Annotated in this window: 19 protein-coding genes and 1 tRNA gene; 9 read left to right on the top strand and 11 right to left on the bottom strand. The window is 65.0% G+C overall.

Annotation, left to right across the window (positions count from 1 at the left end; translation table 11 throughout):
• Window positions 1-3: 3 nt before the first annotated feature.
• Together IP91_RS19085 and IP91_RS19080 are read right to left on the bottom strand one after the other, a co-directional pair.
• A complete protein-coding gene (locus IP91_RS19085; protein ID WP_145650686.1) occupies window positions 4-1,293 on the bottom strand; it encodes a nucleotide sugar dehydrogenase in 1,290 nt (429 codons plus the stop codon).
• 613 nt (window positions 1,294-1,906) lie between these two features.
• Window positions 1,907-1,982 (bottom strand) — tRNA-Arg (locus IP91_RS19080).
• A gap of 238 nt (window positions 1,983-2,220) precedes the next feature.
• On the opposite strand from IP91_RS19080, the gene IP91_RS19075 reads away from it, so the two are divergent.
• Window positions 2,221-2,802 carry a c-type cytochrome gene (locus tag IP91_RS19075; protein WP_145650685.1) on the top strand — a complete coding sequence of 194 codons (582 nt, stop codon included), beginning with the start codon at window positions 2,221-2,223 and terminating at the stop codon, window positions 2,800-2,802.
• Between the two features lie 121 nt (window positions 2,803-2,923).
• Here the strand turns inward: IP91_RS19075 and IP91_RS19070 are convergent, their stop codons facing one another.
• The gene (locus IP91_RS19070) at window positions 2,924-4,969 is read right to left on the bottom strand and encodes a M13 family metallopeptidase (RefSeq protein ID WP_145650684.1); all 2,046 of its coding nucleotides are present in this window, start codon (window positions 4,967-4,969) and stop codon (window positions 2,924-2,926) included.
• 138 nt (window positions 4,970-5,107) lie between these two features.
• A complete protein-coding gene (locus tag IP91_RS19060) occupies window positions 5,108-5,695 on the bottom strand; it encodes a hypothetical protein (protein WP_145650682.1) in 588 nt (195 codons plus the stop codon).
• A 316-nt stretch (window positions 5,696-6,011) separates the two neighbouring features.
• On the opposite strand from IP91_RS19060, the gene IP91_RS19055 reads away from it, so the two are divergent.
• The 4 genes from IP91_RS19055 to IP91_RS19040 all read left to right on the top strand — a co-directional run bounded on the left by IP91_RS19055 (window position 6,012) and on the right by IP91_RS19040 (window position 11,679).
• Window positions 6,012-7,487: a S41 family peptidase gene (locus tag IP91_RS19055; RefSeq protein ID WP_229474663.1), complete on the top strand. Its 1,476-nt coding sequence runs from the start codon at window positions 6,012-6,014 to the stop codon at window positions 7,485-7,487.
• 134 nt (window positions 7,488-7,621) lie between these two features.
• The gene (locus IP91_RS19050; RefSeq protein ID WP_145650681.1) at window positions 7,622-8,743 is read left to right on the top strand and encodes a beta-ketoacyl-ACP synthase III; all 1,122 of its coding nucleotides are present in this window, start codon (window positions 7,622-7,624) and stop codon (window positions 8,741-8,743) included.
• Window positions 8,744-9,018: 275 nt separating this feature from the next.
• Window positions 9,019-10,728 (top strand): cation:proton antiporter domain-containing protein, encoded by a 1,710-nt coding sequence (locus tag IP91_RS19045; protein WP_145650680.1) that lies wholly within the window; start codon window positions 9,019-9,021, stop codon window positions 10,726-10,728.
• A gap of 291 nt (window positions 10,729-11,019) precedes the next feature.
• Window positions 11,020-11,679: an SRPBCC family protein gene (locus tag IP91_RS19040; protein ID WP_145650679.1), complete on the top strand. Its 660-nt coding sequence runs from the start codon at window positions 11,020-11,022 to the stop codon at window positions 11,677-11,679.
• Window positions 11,680-11,687: 8 nt separating this feature from the next.
• On the opposite strand, the gene IP91_RS19035 is transcribed toward IP91_RS19040, so the two are convergent.
• From IP91_RS19035 to IP91_RS19005, 7 genes are all read right to left on the bottom strand, one after another.
• Complete coding sequence (locus tag IP91_RS19035; RefSeq protein ID WP_145650678.1) at window positions 11,688-12,140, bottom strand: hypothetical protein; 453 nt, start codon at window positions 12,138-12,140, stop codon at window positions 11,688-11,690.
• A 10-nt stretch (window positions 12,141-12,150) separates the two neighbouring features.
• Window positions 12,151-12,615, bottom strand: coding sequence for a DUF2721 domain-containing protein (locus tag IP91_RS19030; RefSeq protein ID WP_145650677.1), 465 nt, complete (start codon window positions 12,613-12,615; stop codon window positions 12,151-12,153).
• Between the two features lie 100 nt (window positions 12,616-12,715).
• Complete coding sequence (gene pip, locus IP91_RS19025; RefSeq protein ID WP_145650676.1) at window positions 12,716-13,681, bottom strand: prolyl aminopeptidase; 966 nt, start codon at window positions 13,679-13,681, stop codon at window positions 12,716-12,718.
• Window positions 13,682-13,896: 215 nt separating this feature from the next.
• On the bottom strand, window positions 13,897-14,637 hold the full coding sequence (phbB, locus tag IP91_RS19020) for an acetoacetyl-CoA reductase (RefSeq protein ID WP_145650675.1): 741 nt from the start codon (window positions 14,635-14,637) through the stop codon (window positions 13,897-13,899).
• 89 nt (window positions 14,638-14,726) lie between these two features.
• A complete protein-coding gene (locus tag IP91_RS19015) occupies window positions 14,727-15,905 on the bottom strand; it encodes an acetyl-CoA C-acetyltransferase (protein WP_145650674.1) in 1,179 nt (392 codons plus the stop codon).
• A 56-nt stretch (window positions 15,906-15,961) separates the two neighbouring features.
• Entirely contained in the window at window positions 15,962-16,330 is a 369-nt protein-coding gene (locus IP91_RS19010) for a phasin family protein (RefSeq protein WP_145650673.1), read from the bottom strand.
• 124 nt (window positions 16,331-16,454) lie between these two features.
• The gene (locus IP91_RS19005; protein ID WP_145650672.1) at window positions 16,455-17,375 is read right to left on the bottom strand and encodes a LysR substrate-binding domain-containing protein; all 921 of its coding nucleotides are present in this window, start codon (window positions 17,373-17,375) and stop codon (window positions 16,455-16,457) included.
• A 223-nt stretch (window positions 17,376-17,598) separates the two neighbouring features.
• On the opposite strand from IP91_RS19005, the gene minC reads away from it, so the two are divergent.
• From minC to IP91_RS18985, 4 genes are all read left to right on the top strand, one after another.
• Complete coding sequence (minC, locus tag IP91_RS19000) at window positions 17,599-18,378, top strand: septum site-determining protein MinC (RefSeq protein ID WP_145650671.1); 780 nt, start codon at window positions 17,599-17,601, stop codon at window positions 18,376-18,378.
• Window positions 18,379-18,439: 61 nt separating this feature from the next.
• Window positions 18,440-19,255: a septum site-determining protein MinD gene (minD, locus tag IP91_RS18995; RefSeq protein ID WP_145650670.1), complete on the top strand. Its 816-nt coding sequence runs from the start codon at window positions 18,440-18,442 to the stop codon at window positions 19,253-19,255.
• Window positions 19,256-19,507 carry a cell division topological specificity factor MinE gene (gene minE, locus IP91_RS18990; protein ID WP_145650669.1) on the top strand — a complete coding sequence of 84 codons (252 nt, stop codon included), beginning with the start codon at window positions 19,256-19,258 and terminating at the stop codon, window positions 19,505-19,507.
• A gap of 386 nt (window positions 19,508-19,893) precedes the next feature.
• Entirely contained in the window at window positions 19,894-20,583 is a 690-nt protein-coding gene (locus IP91_RS18985) for a response regulator transcription factor (RefSeq protein WP_145650668.1), read from the top strand.
• The last annotated feature ends 57 nt before the right edge of the window (window positions 20,584-20,640 follow it).

Raw genomic sequence — 20,640 nt, 5'->3', positions numbered from 1 at the left:
TGCCTACAGGCGCCACACCGAGAAGCCCGCTTCGCGCAGGCCGGACAGGTTGAACTGCGACTTCACGTCGATGAAGCAGCCGCCCGGCTGCAGCTTGGCCGACAGGTCCGTGAGTGAACGGGCCAGCAGCTCGCGGTGCGACACGGCGGCCAGCACTGCATCGGCCTGCGGCAGGCTGTCCCAGCCCTCCAGCGCGATGCCGTATTCGTGCAGCGCCTCGCCGCCATCGGCCACCGGGTCGTGCACGTGCACGTCCAGGCCATAGGAACGCAACTCCGAGACGACGTCCGCCACCTTCGAATTGCGCAGGTCCGGGCAGTTTTCCTTGAACGTGAGCCCCAGCACGTTCACCTTGGCGCCCTTCACGTGGCAGCCGTTGGCGATCATCTGCTTGACGGTTTTCTCGGCCACGTACTTCGCCATGCCGTCGTTGATGCGGCGCCCGGCCAGGATCACCTGCGGGTGGTAGCCGATCATCTCGGCCTTGTGCGTGAGGTAGTAGGGGTCGACGCCGATGCAGTGGCCGCCCACCAGGCCGGGCCGGAACGGCAGGAAGTTCCACTTGGTGCCGGCCGCCTGCAGCACTTCCAGCGTGTCGATGCCGATCTTGTCGAAGATGATGGCCAGCTCGTTCATCAGCGCGATGTTCAGGTCGCGCTGCGTGTTCTCGATGACCTTGGCCGCTTCCGCCACGCGCACGCTGGAGGCGCGGTACACGCCGGCCGTGACGATCGATTCGTACAGGGCGGCCACCGCGTCCAGCGTGGCGGCATCGTCGCCCGATACCACCTTCAGGATGGTGGTCAGCCGGTGTTCGCGGTCGCCCGGGTTGATGCGCTCCGGCGAGAACCCGATATGGAAATCCTCGCGCCATTTCAGTCCCGAGTGGCGTTCCAGCACGGGCACGCAGACTTCCTCGGTGGCGCCCGGATACACGGTGGATTCGTAGATGACGACCGCGCCGCGCTTCATGTGCTTGCCCACGCTGGTGGAGGCGCCGATCAGCGGTCCGAAATCGGGATTGTGCGCGATGTCCACGGGCGTGGGCACGGCGATGACGATATAGTCCGCTTCCGCCAGCCGGGCGGGATCGGTGGTGACGCGCAGGTGCCGCGCGGCGCGCAGGTCCGCCTCGGGCACCTCGCCGGTGGGATCGACGCCACGCTCGTAGGCGGCCACCTTGGCGGCCGACAGGTCGAACCCGATCGTCGGCCGCTTCTTGCCGAATTCCACCGCCAGCGGCAGGCCGACGTAGCCAAGTCCCACGACTGCCACGACATCATCGTTATCCATGGTCGGTTCCGTTTCTGAATCACGTTGGCCTGCGGCTGTGCAGCCACGGCGGAATGAAGACAAAACAGGGAAAAACTCCAGCGATACGATCTTTACAACGGGTTCTGCACTTGCAGGGGATGCAGGTCGGGCAGTGCGGCAGCCCAGGTTGCGGCAGCTCGGTCCTCCCGCGCAGCAGGATTGCTGCGCAAGAAACCGAATATTACACACCAGAAACCACCGACACCCGGCAATGCGTCAATGCTTCAAGGCAATTGGTGAGTGCACGACAACAGCGTCAGCGGTGTTGCAAGCTTAATCGCAGTTGTTACCGAAAGTGTCAGCAAATTGTCTGGATAGCAGGAAAACCACACGTACTTGCGCGGCCGGGCGTGCTCATGGCAGATGCAGGAATTGCGCCACAATGAGGCAGAGCCTGGCATGACGGCTGGCGACAGGGGGTACATGGCGCCCCCAACACGCCGATGGCATGGAGATGGAAAATCCTCCGACATGGACTTGGCGCGCACCGGAATGCAAACTGAAAGTTACATTCTATGGCAGCAGAAACAAGATGGGGGAAACAGGGAAGCGAGGAGAAAGCGAGGGGAACTGAAGAAAGAAATCCGGAGGGTGGTGCGGCTGGCTGGGATCGAACCAGCGACCCTTGGCTTCGGAGGCCAATACTCTATCCACTGAGCTACAGCCGCACGGGTCTTGCGAGAAGCCGAAGGATACCGGCTTTCCCCGCGCACGTCTATCTCGAAGCACAACTATTTCACTCTGGCGACGCTCCGCGGCCTGCTTGCCAACGCTGCCAGAACGTTTCGCAAGCGATAACTTTGAGACTATAATCGTTTCGCCCTCAGGCAAGAAGTCTGCCATACCCAAGTACCCCGGATGTCAAAACATTAACGCTGGTCGACCAGCCTTTGTACTAAGGAAATCATGAGCGACGCACACCACGAGCACCAGTCCGCGATCCGGACGCCCAAGCAACTCATCGCAGCAGTCGTAGGCTTCTTCCTCGTTACCATCTTCGGCATCATCCTCCTCGTCCAGTACGTCACGCAGAAGCAGCTCACCGGCGCCGGCTCGAACGCCATGTCGGCCGAATCCATCGCCACGCGCCTGAAACCCGTTGCCGACGAGGGCTTCACCTTCAAGGACGCCAGTGCGCCGAAGGTGCTGCAGGGCGGCGAGGCGATCTACACCTCCACCTGCCAGGCCTGCCATGGCGCGGGCGTGGCCGGTGCGCCGAAAGTGGGCGACGCCGGCTCGTGGGCGGCGCGCATCGCGCAGGGCTACGACACGGTCGTCAAGCACGCCATCGAAGGCATCCGCGCGATGCCGGCCAAGGGCGGCAACCCGGATCTCGATGACGTGGAAGTGGCGCGCGCCGTGGTCTTCATGGCCAACCAGTCCGGCGCCAAGTTCAAGGAACCGGAAGTGCCCGCACCGGCCGCCGCCGCGCCTGCGGAGAATGCGCCTGCCGCCGAAGCGGCGCCCGCAGCGCCGCCGAAAGCCTGACGCACTGGCAGGAAATCCGACACGGGACCGCTCCCCGGAGCGGTTTTTTTACGCCTGCAAAAAGCGGGCGGCCATGAAAAAGGCCGCCCGCAGGCGGCCTCGCAAGCCTCGAATCAAACGCTTACCAGATGATCACGCGGTCCTTCGGCGGCAGGTACATCTTGTCGCCCGACTTGACACCGAATGCCTCGTAGAAGCCCGGCTGGTTGCGCATCGTGCCGTTGGCGCGGAACTGGCCCGGCGCGTGCGGGTCGGTCTTGATCTGCACGATCTGGGCCGGTTCGCGCATCTTCATGCGCCATACCTGCGACCAGCCCATGTAGAAGCGCTGGTCGCCCGTCAGGCCGTCGATCACCGGCGCTTTCTTCCCCTTCAGCGACAGCTTGTAGGCCTTGTAGGCCACGGCCAGGCCGGAGTTGTCGCCGATGTTCTCGCCCAGCGTCAGTTCGCCGTTGACGTTGTAGCCGGGCAGCGGGCTGAAGGCGCTGTACTGCGCCACCAGCTGGCCCGTCTTGGCCTTGAAGTTCTTGTGGTCGGCCGCGCTCCACCAGTCGCGCAGGTTGCCGTCGCCGTCGTACTGGGCGCCCTGGTCGTCGAAGCCGTGGCTGATCTCGTGGCCGATCACGCCGCCGATGCCGCCATAGTTCACCGCGTCATCCGCCTTCGGATCGAAGAACGGCGGCTGCAGGATCGAGGCCGGGAACACGATCTCGTTCATTTCCGGGTTGTAGTAGGCGTTCACCGTCTGCGGCGTCATCAGCCACTCGTCGCGGTCGATCGGCTTGCCCAGCTTGTTCAGCTCCTTGTTGTAGTTGAACTCGGCGGCGCGCCACACATTGCCCACCAGGTCGTCACGCTTGACCGTCAGCGCGGAGTAGTCGCGCCACTTGTTCGGGTAGCCGATCTTGGTGGTGAACTTGGCCAGCTTGGCCTGTGCTTCCTTCTTGGTGGCCGGGGTCATCCAGTCCAGCGTGTTGATGCTCTGGCGGAAGGCGGTCAGCAGGTTCTTCACCAGGGCTTCCATGCGCGCCTTGTACTCGGGCGGGAAGTGCTGCTGCACATAGACCTTGCCGATCGCTTCGCCCAGCGCCGATTCCGTGGTGCTCACGCCGCGCTTCCAGCGGGGCCGGTTTTCCGTCGCGCCGGACAGCGTGGTGCCGTAGAACGCGAAGTTCTCGTCCACGAAGGCCTTCGACAGGTAAGGTGCCGCTTCGTGGATCAGGTGCCATTGCGCATAGGCCTTCAGCGTGTCGAGCGACGTGCTGGCCAGCACCTTGTCCAGGCCCTGCAGGTAGGTCGGCTGGCTGACGATCACGTACGTGGCCTTGCCCTGCACGCCCGTGGCGGCCAGGTAGGCGTTCCAGTCGAAGCCCGGCATCAGCTCGCCCACCTTGGCGATGTCGACCTTGTTGTAGGCCTTGACGGGATCGCGCAGCTCGACCTTGCTCCACTGGATCTTTGCGAGTTCCGTTTCGAAGGCCACGATGGCTTTTGCATTGGCGGCGGCGTTCGCATCGCCGGCCAGAGTCAGCATCTTTGCCACGTGGACTTCATACTTGGCCAGCGCATCGGCCAGCTTGGCATCGTCCTTCTTCAGGTAGTAGTCGCGGTCCGGCAGGCCCAGGCCGTCCTGGTAGAAGTCGGCCACGTACTTGGTCGAATCGCGGTTGTCCTGGTGGATGCCGAAATTGATGGGCATCGTCACGCCATAACGGTTGGCGGTGGCGAACAGCTCCGGCAATGCCTTCTTGTCGCCGATGGCGGCGATGCGCGCCAGCTGGTCCTTCAGCGGCGCGATGGCCAGCTGTTCGACACGTGCTTCGTCCATGAAGCTGGCGTAGAAGTCGCCGATGCGCTGCTGCTCGGCGCCGGCATTCTTGGCGGCTGCCGCGTCCTCGATGATCTGGCGCAGCTGCGGCTGGATATCCTCGCGCAGCTTGGCGAACGAGCCCCAGCTGGACTTGTCCGCCGGGATCTCCGTGGTGGCCAGCCATTTGCCGTTGGTGTGCACGAAGAAGTCGTCCTGGGCGCGCACGGATGGGTCGACATACTCGGTAGCGATGCCGGAAGCGGCCTTGCTCGCGGAGGCCTTGTCGGCCGCGCCGGCAATGCCGCAGACGCCGGCCAGCAGGCCCAGCGTTAATGCACTTAACAGGTGTCGTTTCAAGGTAGTTCCCTCTTGTGGATCTGGGTCTATGACAGTGATGCCCGGTCGTTGCCGGGCAATCGACAATACCATACGCCCGGCCGGGAATAAAAAAAGACCACGCCGCCGGTCGTGGTCTTTTTGCTACGCCTGCGTGCCTTACAGGCCGATATTGATGCCGCCCGCGCCCCCGCCGCCCTTGCCGCCCATCCCGCCGCCCATGCCGCCGGGACCGCCGCCGCCCCGGTGACCGCCGCGTCCCTCGCCATCGCTGCGCGGCGCACCGCCACCGCCCGGCCCCTCGGCCTTGCGCTGCATCTGCTCGACGAGGAACACGGCCACCGCGCGCCGCTGGGTTTCGTCGAGGGCGTCGTTCACCGTCAGCCACCATTCGCGCAGCTGCTTTTCCTCGGCCAGCAGCAGGGCGCTTTCCGCATCGAGGGCGCCGGTCACTTCGCGCAGTTCCACGTCCTTGCCCTGCAAGGCCTGCAGCGCCGCCGCCTGCTGGCGCTCCTCGCGCGACTGGCGTTCGCGCAGCAGCGTGCGGGTGCGGCTCTCGGTCTGCTGCCACAGCGTGGCCTGGTTGGCGTTCAGCTTCAGCGAGTCCTTCAGCGCAGGCGCCATCATCAGCAGATCCTGCGCCCGCATTTCGTTGACGGGCAGCGCGGACGCGGGGCCGGCGGCCAGCAGCGCGAACGCCACGATTGCCGAAGTCAGCGCAGCCGCGCCCTTGGTACGAATCATCATGGAAAACTCCGTGCAAAAAAAAGCCTGCACCGGGGGGGCGCAGGCTAAAACCACTTCAGGGTAGAGAGAAATACAAACCCAGTTTAGGACGCGAAATCGGTGCTTTCCGGCATTCTTACATTTACTTACTCTCATTAACGGAAGGTCTACAAGACGTCGAAAGCCGCAACATCCGGTGCCGCTTTTCCCCATCCTTAAGGGTGGCGTAAATCCCCGTAAAACGGCGGCCGCCGGGCCGGGAAGCCGCCGCCAGCGCGGCCGTTCGGGTTTATACTGGGCCAGCGGCGCCCGTGCGCGCCGCTTTGGAAGGGTCGCCATGAGCATGGAAAGCAGGAACGAGGACAGCATCAAGGGACGGGTCGGCAAGCGCATGAAGAGCGCCGGCCTGGTGGGCGTGGGGGTGGTGGCGGGCATCGCCGTGTCGCTGCAGTTTTCCGCGATGGCGCAGCGGCCCGCGGAGCCGGCGCTGCCGCTGGAGGAACTGCGCCAGCTGGCCGATGTGTATGGCCTCATCAAGTCCGATTATGTCGAGCAGGTCGAGGACAAGAAACTGCTGGCCGACGCGATTTCGGGCATGGTTGCCTCGCTCGATCCCCATTCGGCCTACCTGGACAAGAAGGCCTACGCGGAGCTGCGCGAAGGCTCGCAGGGCAAGTTCGTGGGCCTGGGCATCGAGATCGCCCAGAGCGAGGACGGCACCATCAAGATCGTTGCGCCGATCGAGGATTCGCCGGCCTGGCGCGCCGGCATCAAGGCGGGCGACCTGATCACGCGGCTGGACACCACGCCGCTCAAGGGCCTGTCGCTGGACGAATCGGTGAAGAAGATGCGCGGCGAGCCGAACAGCAAGGTGACGCTGACGGTGCTGCGCCGCGACGAGCCGCAGCCCCTCACCTTCAGCCTGGTGCGCGAGGAGATCCACCAGAAAAGCGTCAAGGGCAGGATCATCGAGCCGGGCTATGCGTGGCTGCGCGTGGCGCAGTTCCAGGAGCCGACCCTGGACGACCTGGCCGCCAAGATCACCGAACTGTACAAGCAGGATGCGCAGCTGAAAGGCATCGTGCTGGACCTGCGCAACGATCCGGGCGGCGTGCTGCAGGGCGCGATCGGCGTGGCCGCGGCGTTCCTGCCGAAGGACGCCGCCATCGTCTCCACCAACGGCCAGGTGGCCGACTCCAAACAGACCTACTACGCGCGGCCCGAGTTCTATTCGCTGCGCAGCGACAGCGATCCGCTGGCACGCCTGCCGGACGCGTTGAAGCGCGTGCCGCTCACGGTGCTGGTCAACACGGGTTCCGCGTCCGCCTCCGAGATCGTGGCCGGCGCGCTGCAGGACTACAAGCGCGCCACCATCATCGGCAGCCAGACCTTCGGCAAGGGCTCGGTGCAGACGATCCGCCAGCTGACGTCCGACACGGCGCTGAAGCTCACGACCGCGCGTTACTACACGCCGCACGGCCGCTCGATCCAGGCCAAGGGCATCGTGCCGGACGTGCTGGTCAACGAATACGCCGATGGCGACGGCCTGAACGCGCTGCGCATGCGCGAGGCGGACCTGGCCAAGCACCTGTCCAACGACCGCGACACGGAGGCCGCCAGGGACCGCCGCGACGAGCTGGAAGAACAGGTGCGCATCCTGGCGCTGGAGAAGAAGCGCGAGCCGCTCGAATACGGCAGCGCCGGCGATTTCCAGCTGACGCAGGCGCTGAACCAGCTGAAGGGCCTGCCCGTGCAGACGGCGAAACCGGAATCGACGATCGTGCAGGCGGCCACGCCGGTGACCGGCAAATAAGGAAGACGGCAGAGCGGAGGACGGCGCCCGGGGAGAACCCGCGGCGCCGTTTTTTCATGCGGCGATTGGGGTAAAATCGGCGCCGACCCAGGCGCGCTCACGATCCGCGCCTTAACGATTTCGAAAGTTTGCCCATGAAACAAGCCGTCATCAGCGGGACCGGCCTCTTCACGCCGCCGCACGCCATCTCCAACGAAGAGCTGGTGGAAAGCTACAACGCCTACGTGGCTCTGTTCAACGACGAGAATGCCGCCGCCATCGCCGCCGGCACCGCGACCGCGCTGGAACCGTCGTCCGCCGCCTTCATCGAGAAAGCTTCCGGCATCAAGTCCCGCTACGTGATGGAGAAGGCCGGCGCGCTCGATCCGCGCCGCCTGGCGCCGCAGATCCCCGAACGGTCCAACGACGAACTGTCGCTGCAGGCCGAGATCTGCGTGGCCGCCGCGCGCCAGGCGCTGGAACGCGCCGGCCGCACGCCGGCCGATATCGACATGGTCGTCGTCGCCTGCTCGAACATGCAGCGCGCCTATCCGGCCATGGCCATCGAAGTGCAGCAGGAACTGGGCATCGAAGGCTTCGGCTTCGACATGAACGTGGCCTGTTCCTCCGCCACGTTCGGCATCCAGACCGCCGCCACCGCCGTGCAGACGGGGCAGGCGCGCGCGGTGCTCGTGCTGAACCCGGAAATCACCAGCGGCCATATCGACTACCGCGACCGCGACAGCCACTTCATCTTCGGCGACGCCTGCACGGCGATGGTGATCGAGGCGGCCGATGCGGCCGTGTCTGAGCACCGCTTCGCGATCCTCGACATGAAGCTCAAGACGTCGTTCTCGAACAATATCCGCAACAACTACGGCTTCATGAACCGCTTCGACGAGTCGGGCATCGGCCAGCCGGACAAGCTGTTCAAGCAGCAGGGCCGCAAAGTGTTCAAGGACGTGTGCCCGATGGCGGCCGAGATGATCAAGAACTCGATCGCCAGCGCGGGCCTGGACGTGACGCAGGTGAAGCGCTTCTGGCTGCACCAGGCCAACCTGAGCATGAACCAGCTGATCGCGCGCCTGATCCTGGGCCGCGATGCCGAGCCGTCCGAAGCGCCGGTGGTGCTGGACACGTATGCGAACACGTCGTCGGCCGGCTCGATTATCGCCTTCCATAAATACCAGGACGACCTGCCACAGGGCGCCTACGGCGTGATCTGCTCGTTCGGTGCCGGGTATTCGATCGGCAGCGTGGTGGTGCAGAAGCTGTAAGCGGGGCCAGGTCCAACCGGTGGCTGATACCGGAGGCCAACCGGTGGCTGGCACCGTTCCCGCCACACGCCTCATTGCGGTCACTGCCGCGATCGGGAATGGTGTCGGACACCTTCCGTGGACACCTGCAGCGGCACTTGCCGCAACATCAGCAGCAGCGCCAGCGCCGGCGGTTTCCAAGGCCGGCCGGGGATGACGGTTTATACTCGATGCGGAAATGGCTTGCCGTTTCCCGCACGAGTCCTCCCTCCATCCCCGAAAGGAACCCCGCCTGCATGCCCCATGACGTCACCCTGATCACCACCATCGCCGCCGCGCTGGGCTTCGGCCTCGTGTTCGGCTTCCTCGCCACCAAGGTCAAGCTGCCCGCGCTGGTGGGCTACCTGGCCGCCGGCATCCTCCTTGGTCCCGCCACGCCCGGCTTCGTGGCCGACGCACACCTGGCCGGCCAGCTCGCCGAGATCGGCGTGATGCTGATGATGTTCGGCGTGGGCCTGCACTTTTCGCTGGACGACCTGTGGGAAGTGCGCAAGGTGGCGCTGCCCGGCGCCGTGCTGCAGATCGCCGCGGCCACCGCGATGGGCATGGGTCTGGCCTACTGGTGGGACTGGACGATCGGCGGCGGCCTCGTGTTCGGGCTGGCGCTGTCGGTGGCCAGCACGGTGGTGCTGCTGCGTGCGCTCGAAGAACGGGGCATCCTCGATTCCTTCAACGGCCGCATCGCGGTGGGCTGGCTGGTGGTCGAGGATCTCGTCACCGTGCTGGTGCTGGTGCTGCTGCCGGCGCTGGCGCCCTCGCTGGGCGGCGACACGAGCGGCGTCGATCCGGATGCCAATATCTGGATGACCCTGGGGATCACGCTGGGCCAGGTGGCCGCCTTCGTGGCGTTCATGCTGCTGGTGGGCCGCAAGCTGTTCCCGTGGATCCTGTGGCAGGTGGCGCGCACCGGTTCGCGCGAACTGTTCACGCTGTGCGTGATCGCCGCCGCCGTCGGCATCGCCTTCGCCGCCACCAAGCTGTTCGGTATCTCGTTCGCGCTGGGCGCCTTCTTTGCCGGCATGGTGCTGCGCGAATCGGAACTGTCGCACCGCGCGGCCCAGGAATCGCTGCCGCTGCGCGATGCGTTCGCCGTGCTGTTCTTCGTCTCGGTGGGCATGCTGTTCGAGCCGTCGATCATCGTCGAGCAGCCTTTGCAGCTGCTGGCCGTCGTCGCCATCATCGTGTTCGGCAAATCGATCGCCGCATTCGTGCTGGTGGTGGTGCTGCGCTATCCGGCGCGCACGGCGCTGATGGTCTCGGCCAGCCTGGCGCAGATCGGCGAGTTCTCGTTCATCCTGGCTGCGCTGGGCATCTCGCTGCATCTGATGCCGCAGGAAGGCCAGAGCCTGATCCTGGCCGGCGCGATCATCTCGATCGCACTGAACCCGCTGGTGTTCGCGGCGATCCGGCCACTGGAGCGCTGGCTCGGTAACAATCCGCGGCTGGCGGCCCGCTTCGAGCGTCCGGCCGATCCGCTGGCCGAGCTGCCGACGACGACCGCGCGCACCAAGCTGGCCGGCCAGGTCGTCCTCGTCGGCTACGGCCGCGTGGGCCGCCGCATCGCGCGCACGCTGATCGAGAACGGCATCCACTTCGTCGTCGCCGAACAGAACCGCGACATGGTCGATGAGCTGCGCCGCAATGGCATCCCGGCGGTGGCGGGCGACGCCAGCGAGCCGGCGGTGCTGATCCAGGCCCACATCGCCCACGCCCGCATGCTGGTGATCGCCACGCCGGACACCTTCCACGTGCGCACGATGATCGAGATCGCGCGCACGCTGAACCCGGACATCCGCACCGTCGTGCGCACCCACAGCGAAGAGGAAGCCGAGCTGCTGCGCCAGGAACACGCCGGCAAGATCTTCATCGGCGAGGAAGAACTCGCCAACGGCATCACCGCCCACGTCCTCGACACCTTCCGCCAGCCCGCCGCCAGCGCGCACTGACGACTTCTACCGCCCAGCCCGTGTCCACCTTGGGGTCAGACCCCTACATGGACACGAACTCAACTATGTTGGACGGCTGAGACTGTCCATGTGGGGTCTGGAAGGAGTGACGGCTTGCAAGCCGTCACCGCTTCGCAGGCGCCAAGCTACGCCTGTCGAAACCCCTGCGCCGCCCCCTTGGTGGACACGGGCTGGACGGTTGCAATGGACTGCGTGCGCTGGGTAACCGTGGGCTGAATCGAACGGGCGTGCGGTCTTGTGTTCCGGGATCAGTTCCCTTACGCTGGAACCATGAAGCAACTCCTGTTGTTCCTGCTGATCGGCTGTACCGTGCCGGCGCTCGCGTTCGCGCAGGCGCCGCGGGGCGACACGCCGAAAGCGGAGACGCCGAAGCTGCAGGTGTCCGTCAAGCGGGTGACGCAGGATGCCATGCACATGTACGAGATCGATGCGACCGGCAGCGTGCAGGCGCCGCTGCCCACCGTCTGGCGCATCCTGACGGGCTATGACCGCATGGAGGAATTCGTGCCGGACCTGGCGTCCTGCCGGGTGCTGTCCCGCAACGGCAACGAGGTGATCATCGAGCAGTTCGGCACCGCGCGCTTCCTGTTCATGTCGCGCGCCGTGCACCTGATCGTGCGCGCCACCGAGCAGCCGATGACGTCGATCGACATCGCGCTGATCTCGGGCGACATGAAGCATTACGAATCGCGCTGGGAGCTGGCGCCGATCCCGGAGACGGGCGGCACGCGCATCCAGTATTCGGGCCGCATGATGCCGAGCTTCTACGTGCCGGGCATCCTCGGCACGAACATCATCCGCAGCGACGTCGAGCGCATGATGGGCGCCGTGCTGGTGCGGCTCGACAAGGGCATCGCGCCCCGCAACCTGCCCTCCAGCAGCACCGACCTGGCCCGCTCGCAGGCCTCGACGGCCGGCCTGCCCCGCTAAGCCTCGGCTCAAGCCGGGTAGAAATCCCGCGAGCGCACTTCCGCGAAATTCTCCAGGCTGCCGATGCGGATCACCACCGGATTCAGGCTGGCCTGCGCATGCATCGGCCGCCAGGCGAATTTCCATTCCTGTTCGATGGCATCCTGCGTGCCCATCGTGAAGGCGGCGCCCAGTGCCGCGCGGGTGCCGTATTCGACGGCGCCGTCGATGCCCGCCCAGTTGGGCAGGGTGCGCTGGACGGCGCGGTGCACGCGCTCGCCGAATTCCTCGCTGTTGTGGATGACGAGGCAGCTGTCCGCACCGAAGTGGTCGAACAGCTCGCGGCGCCACGCCTGCGAGAACGACAGCGTGAGGAAGCCGCCGACGGGACGCAGCGCGAACTGGCCCTGGCGCAGCGCCAGTTCGAGTTCGCTCTGCGGGCCGTAGCGGTGCAGGGTCGGGGGACGTTGATAGTCGTGCATGATGTGCTTCTTACTCGTTGGCTGGTTCGTAGGTTTTGGGCGCCCGGCGCACGTGGCGCATCGCGCGCATGGCGGCCGAAGCGATGAAGATCTCGCGCAGCAGGAAGCCGAAGCTGAAGATCAGGCTGATCACGGCGGCCACGAACAGGCCGGCGATGTACTTGTCGAGCGTGAGGTTGGCGGTGTCGCCGATGAACAGCAGCGCGATGACGAGGCAGACGAATAGGCCGCAGGCGGTCGACAGCGTGATCGCCAGGTTGATCAGGTGCGATCTCCGGTACAGCACGTCCAGTTCGTTCAGGTAGGTGTCGTTGTAGGCGACGTCCAGGCGGTCTTCCAGCACGCGCGAGCGGTCGATGATGCGCGCGAGCCGGTTGATCAGCACCTGCAGGTTGGTGCACACGCCGTTCAGGAGGAACACCGGCGCGATCGCCAGTTGAATGATGTGGCCGATATCGCCCAGCTGGATATTCATTGTTTGATCTAATTATTGACGGAAACGGTTCCGGTCCCAGGCGCCAGTGTAGCAGCCTCCCGGTCCCGCCCGATATCCGAACTTACCCGTAGCGTAACGCCTAGTCGAAGCGCCGGAAGCGGCGGAACTGCTCGGTGGCCGCGACCAGTTCGCGGCAGATGCCCGCCTCCATTGCGCCATGGCCGGCATCGGGCACCATCTTCACGACGGAGCCGGGCCAGGCCTTGTGCAGGCGCCAGGCCGTGAACGGCGGACAGATCACGTCGTAGCGCCCCTGCACGATGGTCGCCGGCAGGTGGGCGATGCGGCCGATGTTCCGGAGCAGCTGGTCGTCCTCGAAGAACGCCATGTTCGCCATGTAGTGGGCCTCGAGGCGGCCGATGCCCAGGTCGAGCGTGTCGCACGGCGCCTCTTCCGGCTGCGGCAGCAGGAACACGCGGCGCCCTTCGAAGCGGCTCCAGCCCCGCACGGCGGGCCAGTAGACGGCCGGGTCGTCGTCCATGATGCGCTTGTAGTAGGCCTGCAGCAGGTCGCCCCGCTCGTCCTCGGGAATCGGCGCGGCGAATTCCTCGTGGATCTCGGGATGGAACCACTGGGCGCCGTCGATGAACCAGTCCACTTCCAGCGGCGTGCACAGGAAGATGCCGCGCAGGATGAAGCCCAGGCAGCGTTCCGGATGCGCTTCGCCATACGCCAGCGCCAGGGTGGAACCCCATGAGCCGCCGAACACCAGCCACTGCTCGATGCCCATCAGCGCGCGCAGCTTCTCGATATCGTCCACCAGCAGCTGCGTGGTGTTGTTGCGCACCTCGCCCAGCGGCGTGGACTGGCCCGCGCCGCGCTGGTCGAACAGGATCACGCGGTAGTGGCGCGGATCGAAGAAGCGCCGGTGGTGCGGGGACAGGCCGGCGCCGGGCCCGCCATGCAGGAAGACCACGGGGATGCCCTGCGGATTGCCGACCTCCTCCCAGTAGAGCGTGTGCAGCTCGTCGACCGGCAGCATGCCGCTGCGCAGCGGCGCGATGGTGGGAAACAGCGGGGGCAACGCGGGTGTGGGATCAGGCATCGAGGCTCCGTCGGGCAGTAGGGATGGCATGCCCACCATTGTAATCGCGGCCAAAAAAAGCGGGACAGGGACCTGCCGCCGGCTCGCGCCGTGCCACAGGTGCCTGTCCCGCCGGGACGGCTGCTCGTGCTGTTTTAAGACTCGTGCTGTTTAAGACTCGTGCTGTTTAAGACTCGTGCTGTTTCAAGACTTGTGCTGTTGACGACTCGTACCGCTTACGACATGTGCTGGCCGCCGTTGATGGCGATGTTCGCGCCCGTCACGAACGCCGCTTCCTCGGACGACAGGTAGGCCACCAGGCCGGCCACTTCGTCCGGCTTGCCCAGGCGGCCCATCGGGATCTGCGGCAGGATCTTCGTGTCCAGCACGTCCTGCGGGATGTCGGTGACCATCTTGGTGCCGATGTAGCCCGGCGAGATGGTGTTCACCGTCACGCCCTTGCGCGCCACTTCCAGCGCCAGCGCCTTCGTGAAGCCGTGCACGCCGGCCTTGGCGGCCGAATAGTTGGTCTGGCCGAAGGCGCCCTTCTGGCCGTTGACGGACGAGATATTGATGATGCGGCCCCAGCCGCGCTCGACCATGCCGTCCGCCACCGGCTTCGTCATGTTGAACACGGAATCGAGGTTGGTGCGGATGACCGCATCCCAGTTCACCTTGTCCATCTTCTTGAACGTGGTGTCGCGGGTGATGCCCGCGTTATTCACCAGCACGTCGATCGGGCCGATGTCGCGCACGATCGCGGCCACGCATTCCTGCGCCGAATCGTAGTCCGACACGTCGGCCGGGTAGGCGGCGAAGTTGTAGCCCGCCTCCTTCATCTGGTCGAGCCAGCCCTGGTATTTCGTGTTGTTGGGGGAATAGGTGGTGACCACCTTGTAGCCCAGCGCAACGAGCTTGATGCAGATCGCTTCGCCCAGACCACCCATACCGCCCGTTACCAATGCAACTCGTGCCATCGCTATCTCCTTTGTGTGCGTGAAATCCGGGCCGCATCGATGGCGGCCCGGTGTATGCGAATTTCTGGAACTCTGTTATTCGACCGGAATTACTCGCGTTCGACGGCCAGCGCCACGCCCATGCCGCCGCCGATGCACAGCGAGGCCAGGGCCTTCTTCGCATCGCGGCGCACCATCTCGTGCAGCAGCGTGACCAGGATGCGGGCGCCGGACGCGCCGATCGGGTGGCCGATCGCGATCGCGCCACCATTGACGTTGATCTTGCTGGTGTCCCAGCCCATTTCCTGGTTGACGGCGCAGGCCTGGGCGGCAAACGCCTCGTTGATTTCCAGCAGGTCCAGATCCTGCGGCGACCAGCCGGCCTTCTTCAGCGCCAGCTTCGAGGCCGGTACCGGGCCCATGCCCATGAATGCCGGATCCAGGCCGGACGAGGCGTAGGCCTTGATGCGCGCCAGCGGCTTCAGGCCCAGTTCGCGCGCCTTCGAGGCGGACATCAGCACCACGGCGGCGGCGCCATCGTTGATGCCGGACGCATTGCCGGCCGTGACGCTGCCTTCCTTGTTGAACGCGGGACGCAGGCCCTGCAGGCCTTCCAGCGTGGAGCCGGGCTTCACGTATTCATCGGTATCGAACACGGTGGTGCCCTTCTTCGACACGATTTCGTACGGCAGGATCTCGTCCTTGAACTTGCCGGCCTTCTGCGCCGCTTCCGCCTTCAGCTGCGACTGCAGCGCGAATTCGTCCTGCTGGGCGCGCGAGATCTCGTACTTCTTCGCCACGTTCTCGGCCGTGATGCCCATGTGGTACTGGTTGTAGACGTCCCACAGGCCGTCGACGATCATCGTGTCCGTCAGCTTCGCGTCACCCATGCGGAAGCCGTCGCGCGAGCCGTTCAGCACGTGCGGTGCGGCGCTCATGTTTTCCTGGCCGCCGGCGATGATGATGTCCGCATCGCCCGCCTTGATGGCCTGCGCACCGAGGAAGGTGGCCTTCAGGCCGCTGCCGCAGACCTTGTTGATCGTGTAGCCGGGAATCGCGTCCGGCAGGCCGGCCTTGATGATGGCCTGGCGGCCCGGGTTCTGGCCCACGCCGGCCGTGAGCACCTGGCCGAGGATCACTTCGCTGATCAGGTTCGGGTCGATGCCGGTTTGCGCCAGCAGGCCCTTGATCACATGGGCGCCCAGGTCCGCTGCGGGAATCTTGGCCAGGCTGCCGCCGAATTTGCCAACCGCGGTACGGGCCGCGGCAACGATGACTACATCATCCATTTACTTTCTCCAGTGTACTGACATGCTTGGCCAGCGGGGGTTGTGATTACCACATTTCATTCTATCGGGTTGTGCCGCGAGGAGCCAGCGATGTCCTTACCGAGCTCGCCCAATCGTTCGTGGGCATGGCTGGCCACGCCGGCCATCTGCCGGCCGTAGCGCTGGGCCCGGTCGAAGGCCTGCTGGCCCTGGCGCGCGGCGATGTCCAGCAGGTCCTGGGGATCGCGCACGAACAGCAGCTGGTTCGAGGCGCTGTTGGCGGCGGCCAGCTGGGCGCGCGCCGCCTTCACGTGCACGTCCAGCAGCGTGGCGGAGCTGTCGAACGCGGCCTGCCACAGGGCGTTGCAGCCGGCCAGGTGCGATTCGACGAGGGTGCGGGTCGCATACAGCAACTCCGCAGGTAAAACCGAGGGGGCGATGAGCATGAGCGTTCCTTCCCGACTGAGATGGCGCAAAGGCTTTCATGCTAATTGGCGACAGTGATGAGATATTTGATCTACATCAAGCTCTACGACACGGGCAGATCGGTGCCTAACGTCCAATCGGCCTCTAGCTTCCAAGCGGCCTTTCGGCCAGCAGCCGCGCGCCCGGCAGCCGCGTGGCGCACTGCTCGCGCAGCACCTTCACGAAGTCGACCACGTAGGGCGTGTGCCGCAGCCCCGGCGCCAGCGACACCGCCATGTCGCTCCACAGGCCGTGTTCGCCGATCGGGCGGGCCGTCACGTAGCCGTCGTCCAGGTGGCGCTTCACGGCCCAGAACGGCAAGGCGGCGATGCCACGGCGGCTGGCCACCAGCTGCAGGATCGCCGCCGTCATGCCGGCCGTGCGGCGCACGAAGGGGATGCCGCCGGGACGCAGCACGTCGCGCACCAGTTCGATCTGCTGCTCCGGTTCGGGATAGGTGATCAGCGTGGCGCCGGCAAAATCGGTCCCGCCCAGCCGCCGCTGCGCCGCCAGCGGATGCTGGTGCGCCAGCACGGCCACGATCTCGGCGCGGAACAGCGGCACCGCACCCGCGCCGCAGGCGGCACCGATGACGACATCCACCTCGCCGGCAGCCAGCAGTTCGGCCGGCGAATCGCGCAGTTCCGCCACCAGGTCGATTTCCACCTCCGGCCAGCGCTGGCGGAATTCGTCCATCACCGGCATCAGCCAGTCGAACGCGGCGTGGCTGCCCGGCGCGATGCGCAGCCGGCCCTGGTCGCCCTGCACCAGCCGCGCCACGTCGCGCTCGGCCTGCGCGATTTCCGGCAGCACCAGGTCGGCCAGCCGCAGCAGCCGCGCGCCGGTGGCGGTGAAACCGATCGGCACGGATTTGCGCTCGAACAGCGGGCCGCCATAGCGGTCCTCCAGCAGCTTGACCTGGTGCGACAGGGCCGACTGGGTCAGCTCCAGCAGTTCGGCGGCGCGCACCAGGCTGCCCGCGGAACGGAGGGCGGCCAGGGTGCGCAGGTGGCGGAGTTCCAGCATGGGCGGCAGGCAAGTGGGAAGGATGGGCCACTGTAGCGCGGCAATATTTAACCCTCGTGACAGCACGACGGCAATGCGTGAACAAAATTCACGTTGACCCTGCTGCGGAAGGGCGACGGAACCCGCATGGCGTCCCCCTTTCCATGCACGAAATGCCCCCAGCTAATTAATTTTTGACAGTAAAATGCTCGGGCCCGGGCCAGCCCGAACTTTTACTCCTGTCATGTCCAAAAGCCCGTTCCAGAAACCCATCGAAATCAAGATTTCCACGGTTGTCGCCGTCTCCGCCATCCTGCACACGTCCGACGGCATCGCGCTCGACGCGGCCCTGAAGGGCATGACGGGCGGCGTGTCCGACTTCTTCGAGGGCGACCTCGCCGTCATCGACGTGGGCGACCTGGCACCGGGCTGCGAGCGGATCGACTGGGCCAGCACCATCGCGCTGCTGAAGAAATACCGGCTCAATCCGGTGGCGGTGCGCAATGCGCGGCCGGACATGGTCGATGAAATCCAGGCACTGGGACTGTCGCTCGATTCGGGCAAGCGCGACGTGTCCACGTCCAGCGCGGCACCGGCCAGCGCAGCACCGGAAGCGGTTCCGGTGTCCGAGACCGCACCGACTGCCCAGGCACCAGCGGCCGCGACGCCCGCGCCAGCGCCACAAGCCAATGCCGGCACCCTGATCATCGACACGCCGGTACGCGCCGGCCAGCGCATCTACGCGCGCGGCGGCGACCTGATCGTGATGGCCGTCGTCAACAACGGCGCCGAGCTGATCGCCGATGGCAGCATCCACGTCTACAACACGCTGAACGGCCGGGCGCTGGCCGGTGCTTCCGGCGATGCCGGTGCCCGCATTTTCGCCCTCTCGATGGCGCCGGAACTGGTGTCGATCGCCGGCGTGTACAGCACGTTCGAGGACGGTTTCCCGGCCGAGCAGGCCCGCAAACCCGCACAAATCAGGCTCGTCGGTGACAGACTGGATATACAATCTGTTAATTAAGCAATCTCCGGCAGGCCCGCAGACCGTTGCGCGCCAGGCTTTCATCTGAAAAGGATTATTTGTGGCAAGAATTATTGTTGTGACGTCCGGCAAGGGCGGAGTCGGCAAGACCACTTCGAGCGCCAGCTTCTCCACCGGCCTGGCGCTGCGTGGATTCAAGACCGCCGTGATCGACTTCGACGTCGGCCTGCGCAACCTGGACCTGATCATGGGTTGCGAACGCCGCGTCGTCTACGACCTGATCAACGTGATCAACAAGGAAGCCTCGCTGAACCAGGCCCTGATCAAGGACAAGCACTGCGACAACCTGTTCATCCTGCCCGCCTCGCAGACGCGCGACAAGGATGCCCTGTCGGAAGACGGCGTCGAGGTCGTGCTGGCCGAGCTGATCGCCATGGGCTTCGAATACATCATCTGCGACTCGCCGGCCGGCATCGAGCACGGCGCGCTGATGGCGCTGACGTTCGCCGACGAAGCCATCGTGGTGACCAATCCGGAAGTGTCGTCGGTGCGCGATTCAGACCGCATCCTGGGCATCATCCAGGCCAAGTCGCGCCGCGCCCAGTCGGGCGGCGAGCCGGTCAAGGAACACCTGCTGATCACCCGCTATTCGCCGAAGCGCGTGGAAGCGGGCGAGATGCTGAGCTACACGGACGTGCAGGAAATCCTGCGCATCCCGCTGATCGGCATCGTGCCGGAATCGGAGCAGGTGCTGCACGCGTCGAACCAGGGCAACCCGGCGATCCACTTCAAGGGCACCGACGTGGCGGAAGCCTACGAAGACGTGGTGGCCCGCTTCCTCGGCGAGGAAAAGCCGCTGCGCTTTACCGACTACGAGAAGCCGGGCCTGCTGAAGCGCATCTTTGGAGCAAAGTAAATGGCGCTGCTATCCTTCCTGTTCCCCAGCAAGCCCAAGACGGCCAACGCCGCCAAGGAGCGCTTGCAGATCATCATCGCGCGCGAGCGCAACGGCCGCACGGGTCCGGACTTCCTGCCGGCGCTGCACAAGGAACTGATCGAAGTCATCTCCAAGTACACCAAGGTGAACGCCGACGACATCAAGATCTCGCTGGACCGCCAGGGCAACCTCGAGGTGCTCGACGTCAACGTGGTACTGCCGGACGCCTGATCCACGCCCGAGCCCGTGTCCACCCCGGGGTCAGACCCCGACATGGACACGAGCCCGGCAGTAGCACCCGGTCGCGCGGTTCCAACGTGGCCAACAGCCGTTTTCGCCTTTTTCCCACCGCTCCCTGCCGCGATTCCAGGCCCGCAACCGGGCCATCGGTGCCATCGGTGCAACAAAAATTTTCCGTGGCTAAATAATTGCCAAATGTAAAAGTTTATTGAAAATAGCGTTTAACCAGTGTACCGTGTTATCGCACGCTGGCTCGCACACCGACTTTCAGGATGTGGATTCAAAGAAATAGTTAGTCAAAAAGGTAACTGGCTAACCGAATCCTGTTATATTCCCGGTGACCAAGCCTTACTTCCGGGTTTTAACTTCCAGATAAGATGAGAATTGTCGTCCTCGATAATGACCGCAGTCAGACCGATCTGATTTCCCAGGTCCTGACTTCCGCCGGTCACATTTGCCATGGTTTCCAGAGCGGGAAGGATCTGCTGGGCCAGCTGCGCAAGGAAAGCTATGACATGCTGATATTCGACTGGCAGGTCAGCGACATGGGTGGCGCCGAGCTGATGCGCAAGGCGCGCGAGCGGCTCAACGAGAATGCCCCCGTGATGTTCATGACCACCAGCTCCGGCGAGGACGACATCGTGTCCGGCCTCGATGCGGGCGCCGACGACTACATGATCAAGCCCCTGCGGCGCAGCGAAATGGTGGCCCGCGTGCAGGCCCTGCTGCGGCGCGCCTTCCCCACGCAGAATGGCGCCGAACAACTGACTTTCGGCCAATATGTTTTTGAAACCCGTCCGGGCAGGTTGTTAATGGATGGTCATGTCCTGGACGTGACGCACAAGGAGTTTTATCTGGCCTTGCTGTTTTTCCGCAACATCGGCCGCCCGCTGTCACGGGCTTATATTCATGAAGCCGTCTGGATAAGGGAAACGGACGTACCGTCCAGGACGATGGATACGCACGTGTCACGCGTTCGTAATAAATTGCAGCTGAAACCGGAGAATGGTTTCCGGCTCGTGCCCGTTTATAGCTACGGTTATCGGCTGGAAAAACTCGGCAGCTGATTGCCAAGGCGGCAGCTGGGACGATTTGTCCACCGGCGGCCAGGCTGGCCGCGCCGG

It is taken from the genome of Pseudoduganella lurida, from assembly GCF_007830455.1.
Taxonomy (GTDB): domain Bacteria; phylum Pseudomonadota; class Gammaproteobacteria; order Burkholderiales; family Burkholderiaceae_D; genus Rugamonas; species Rugamonas lurida.
This window is presented reverse-complemented; position numbering and strand designations above follow the sequence as displayed.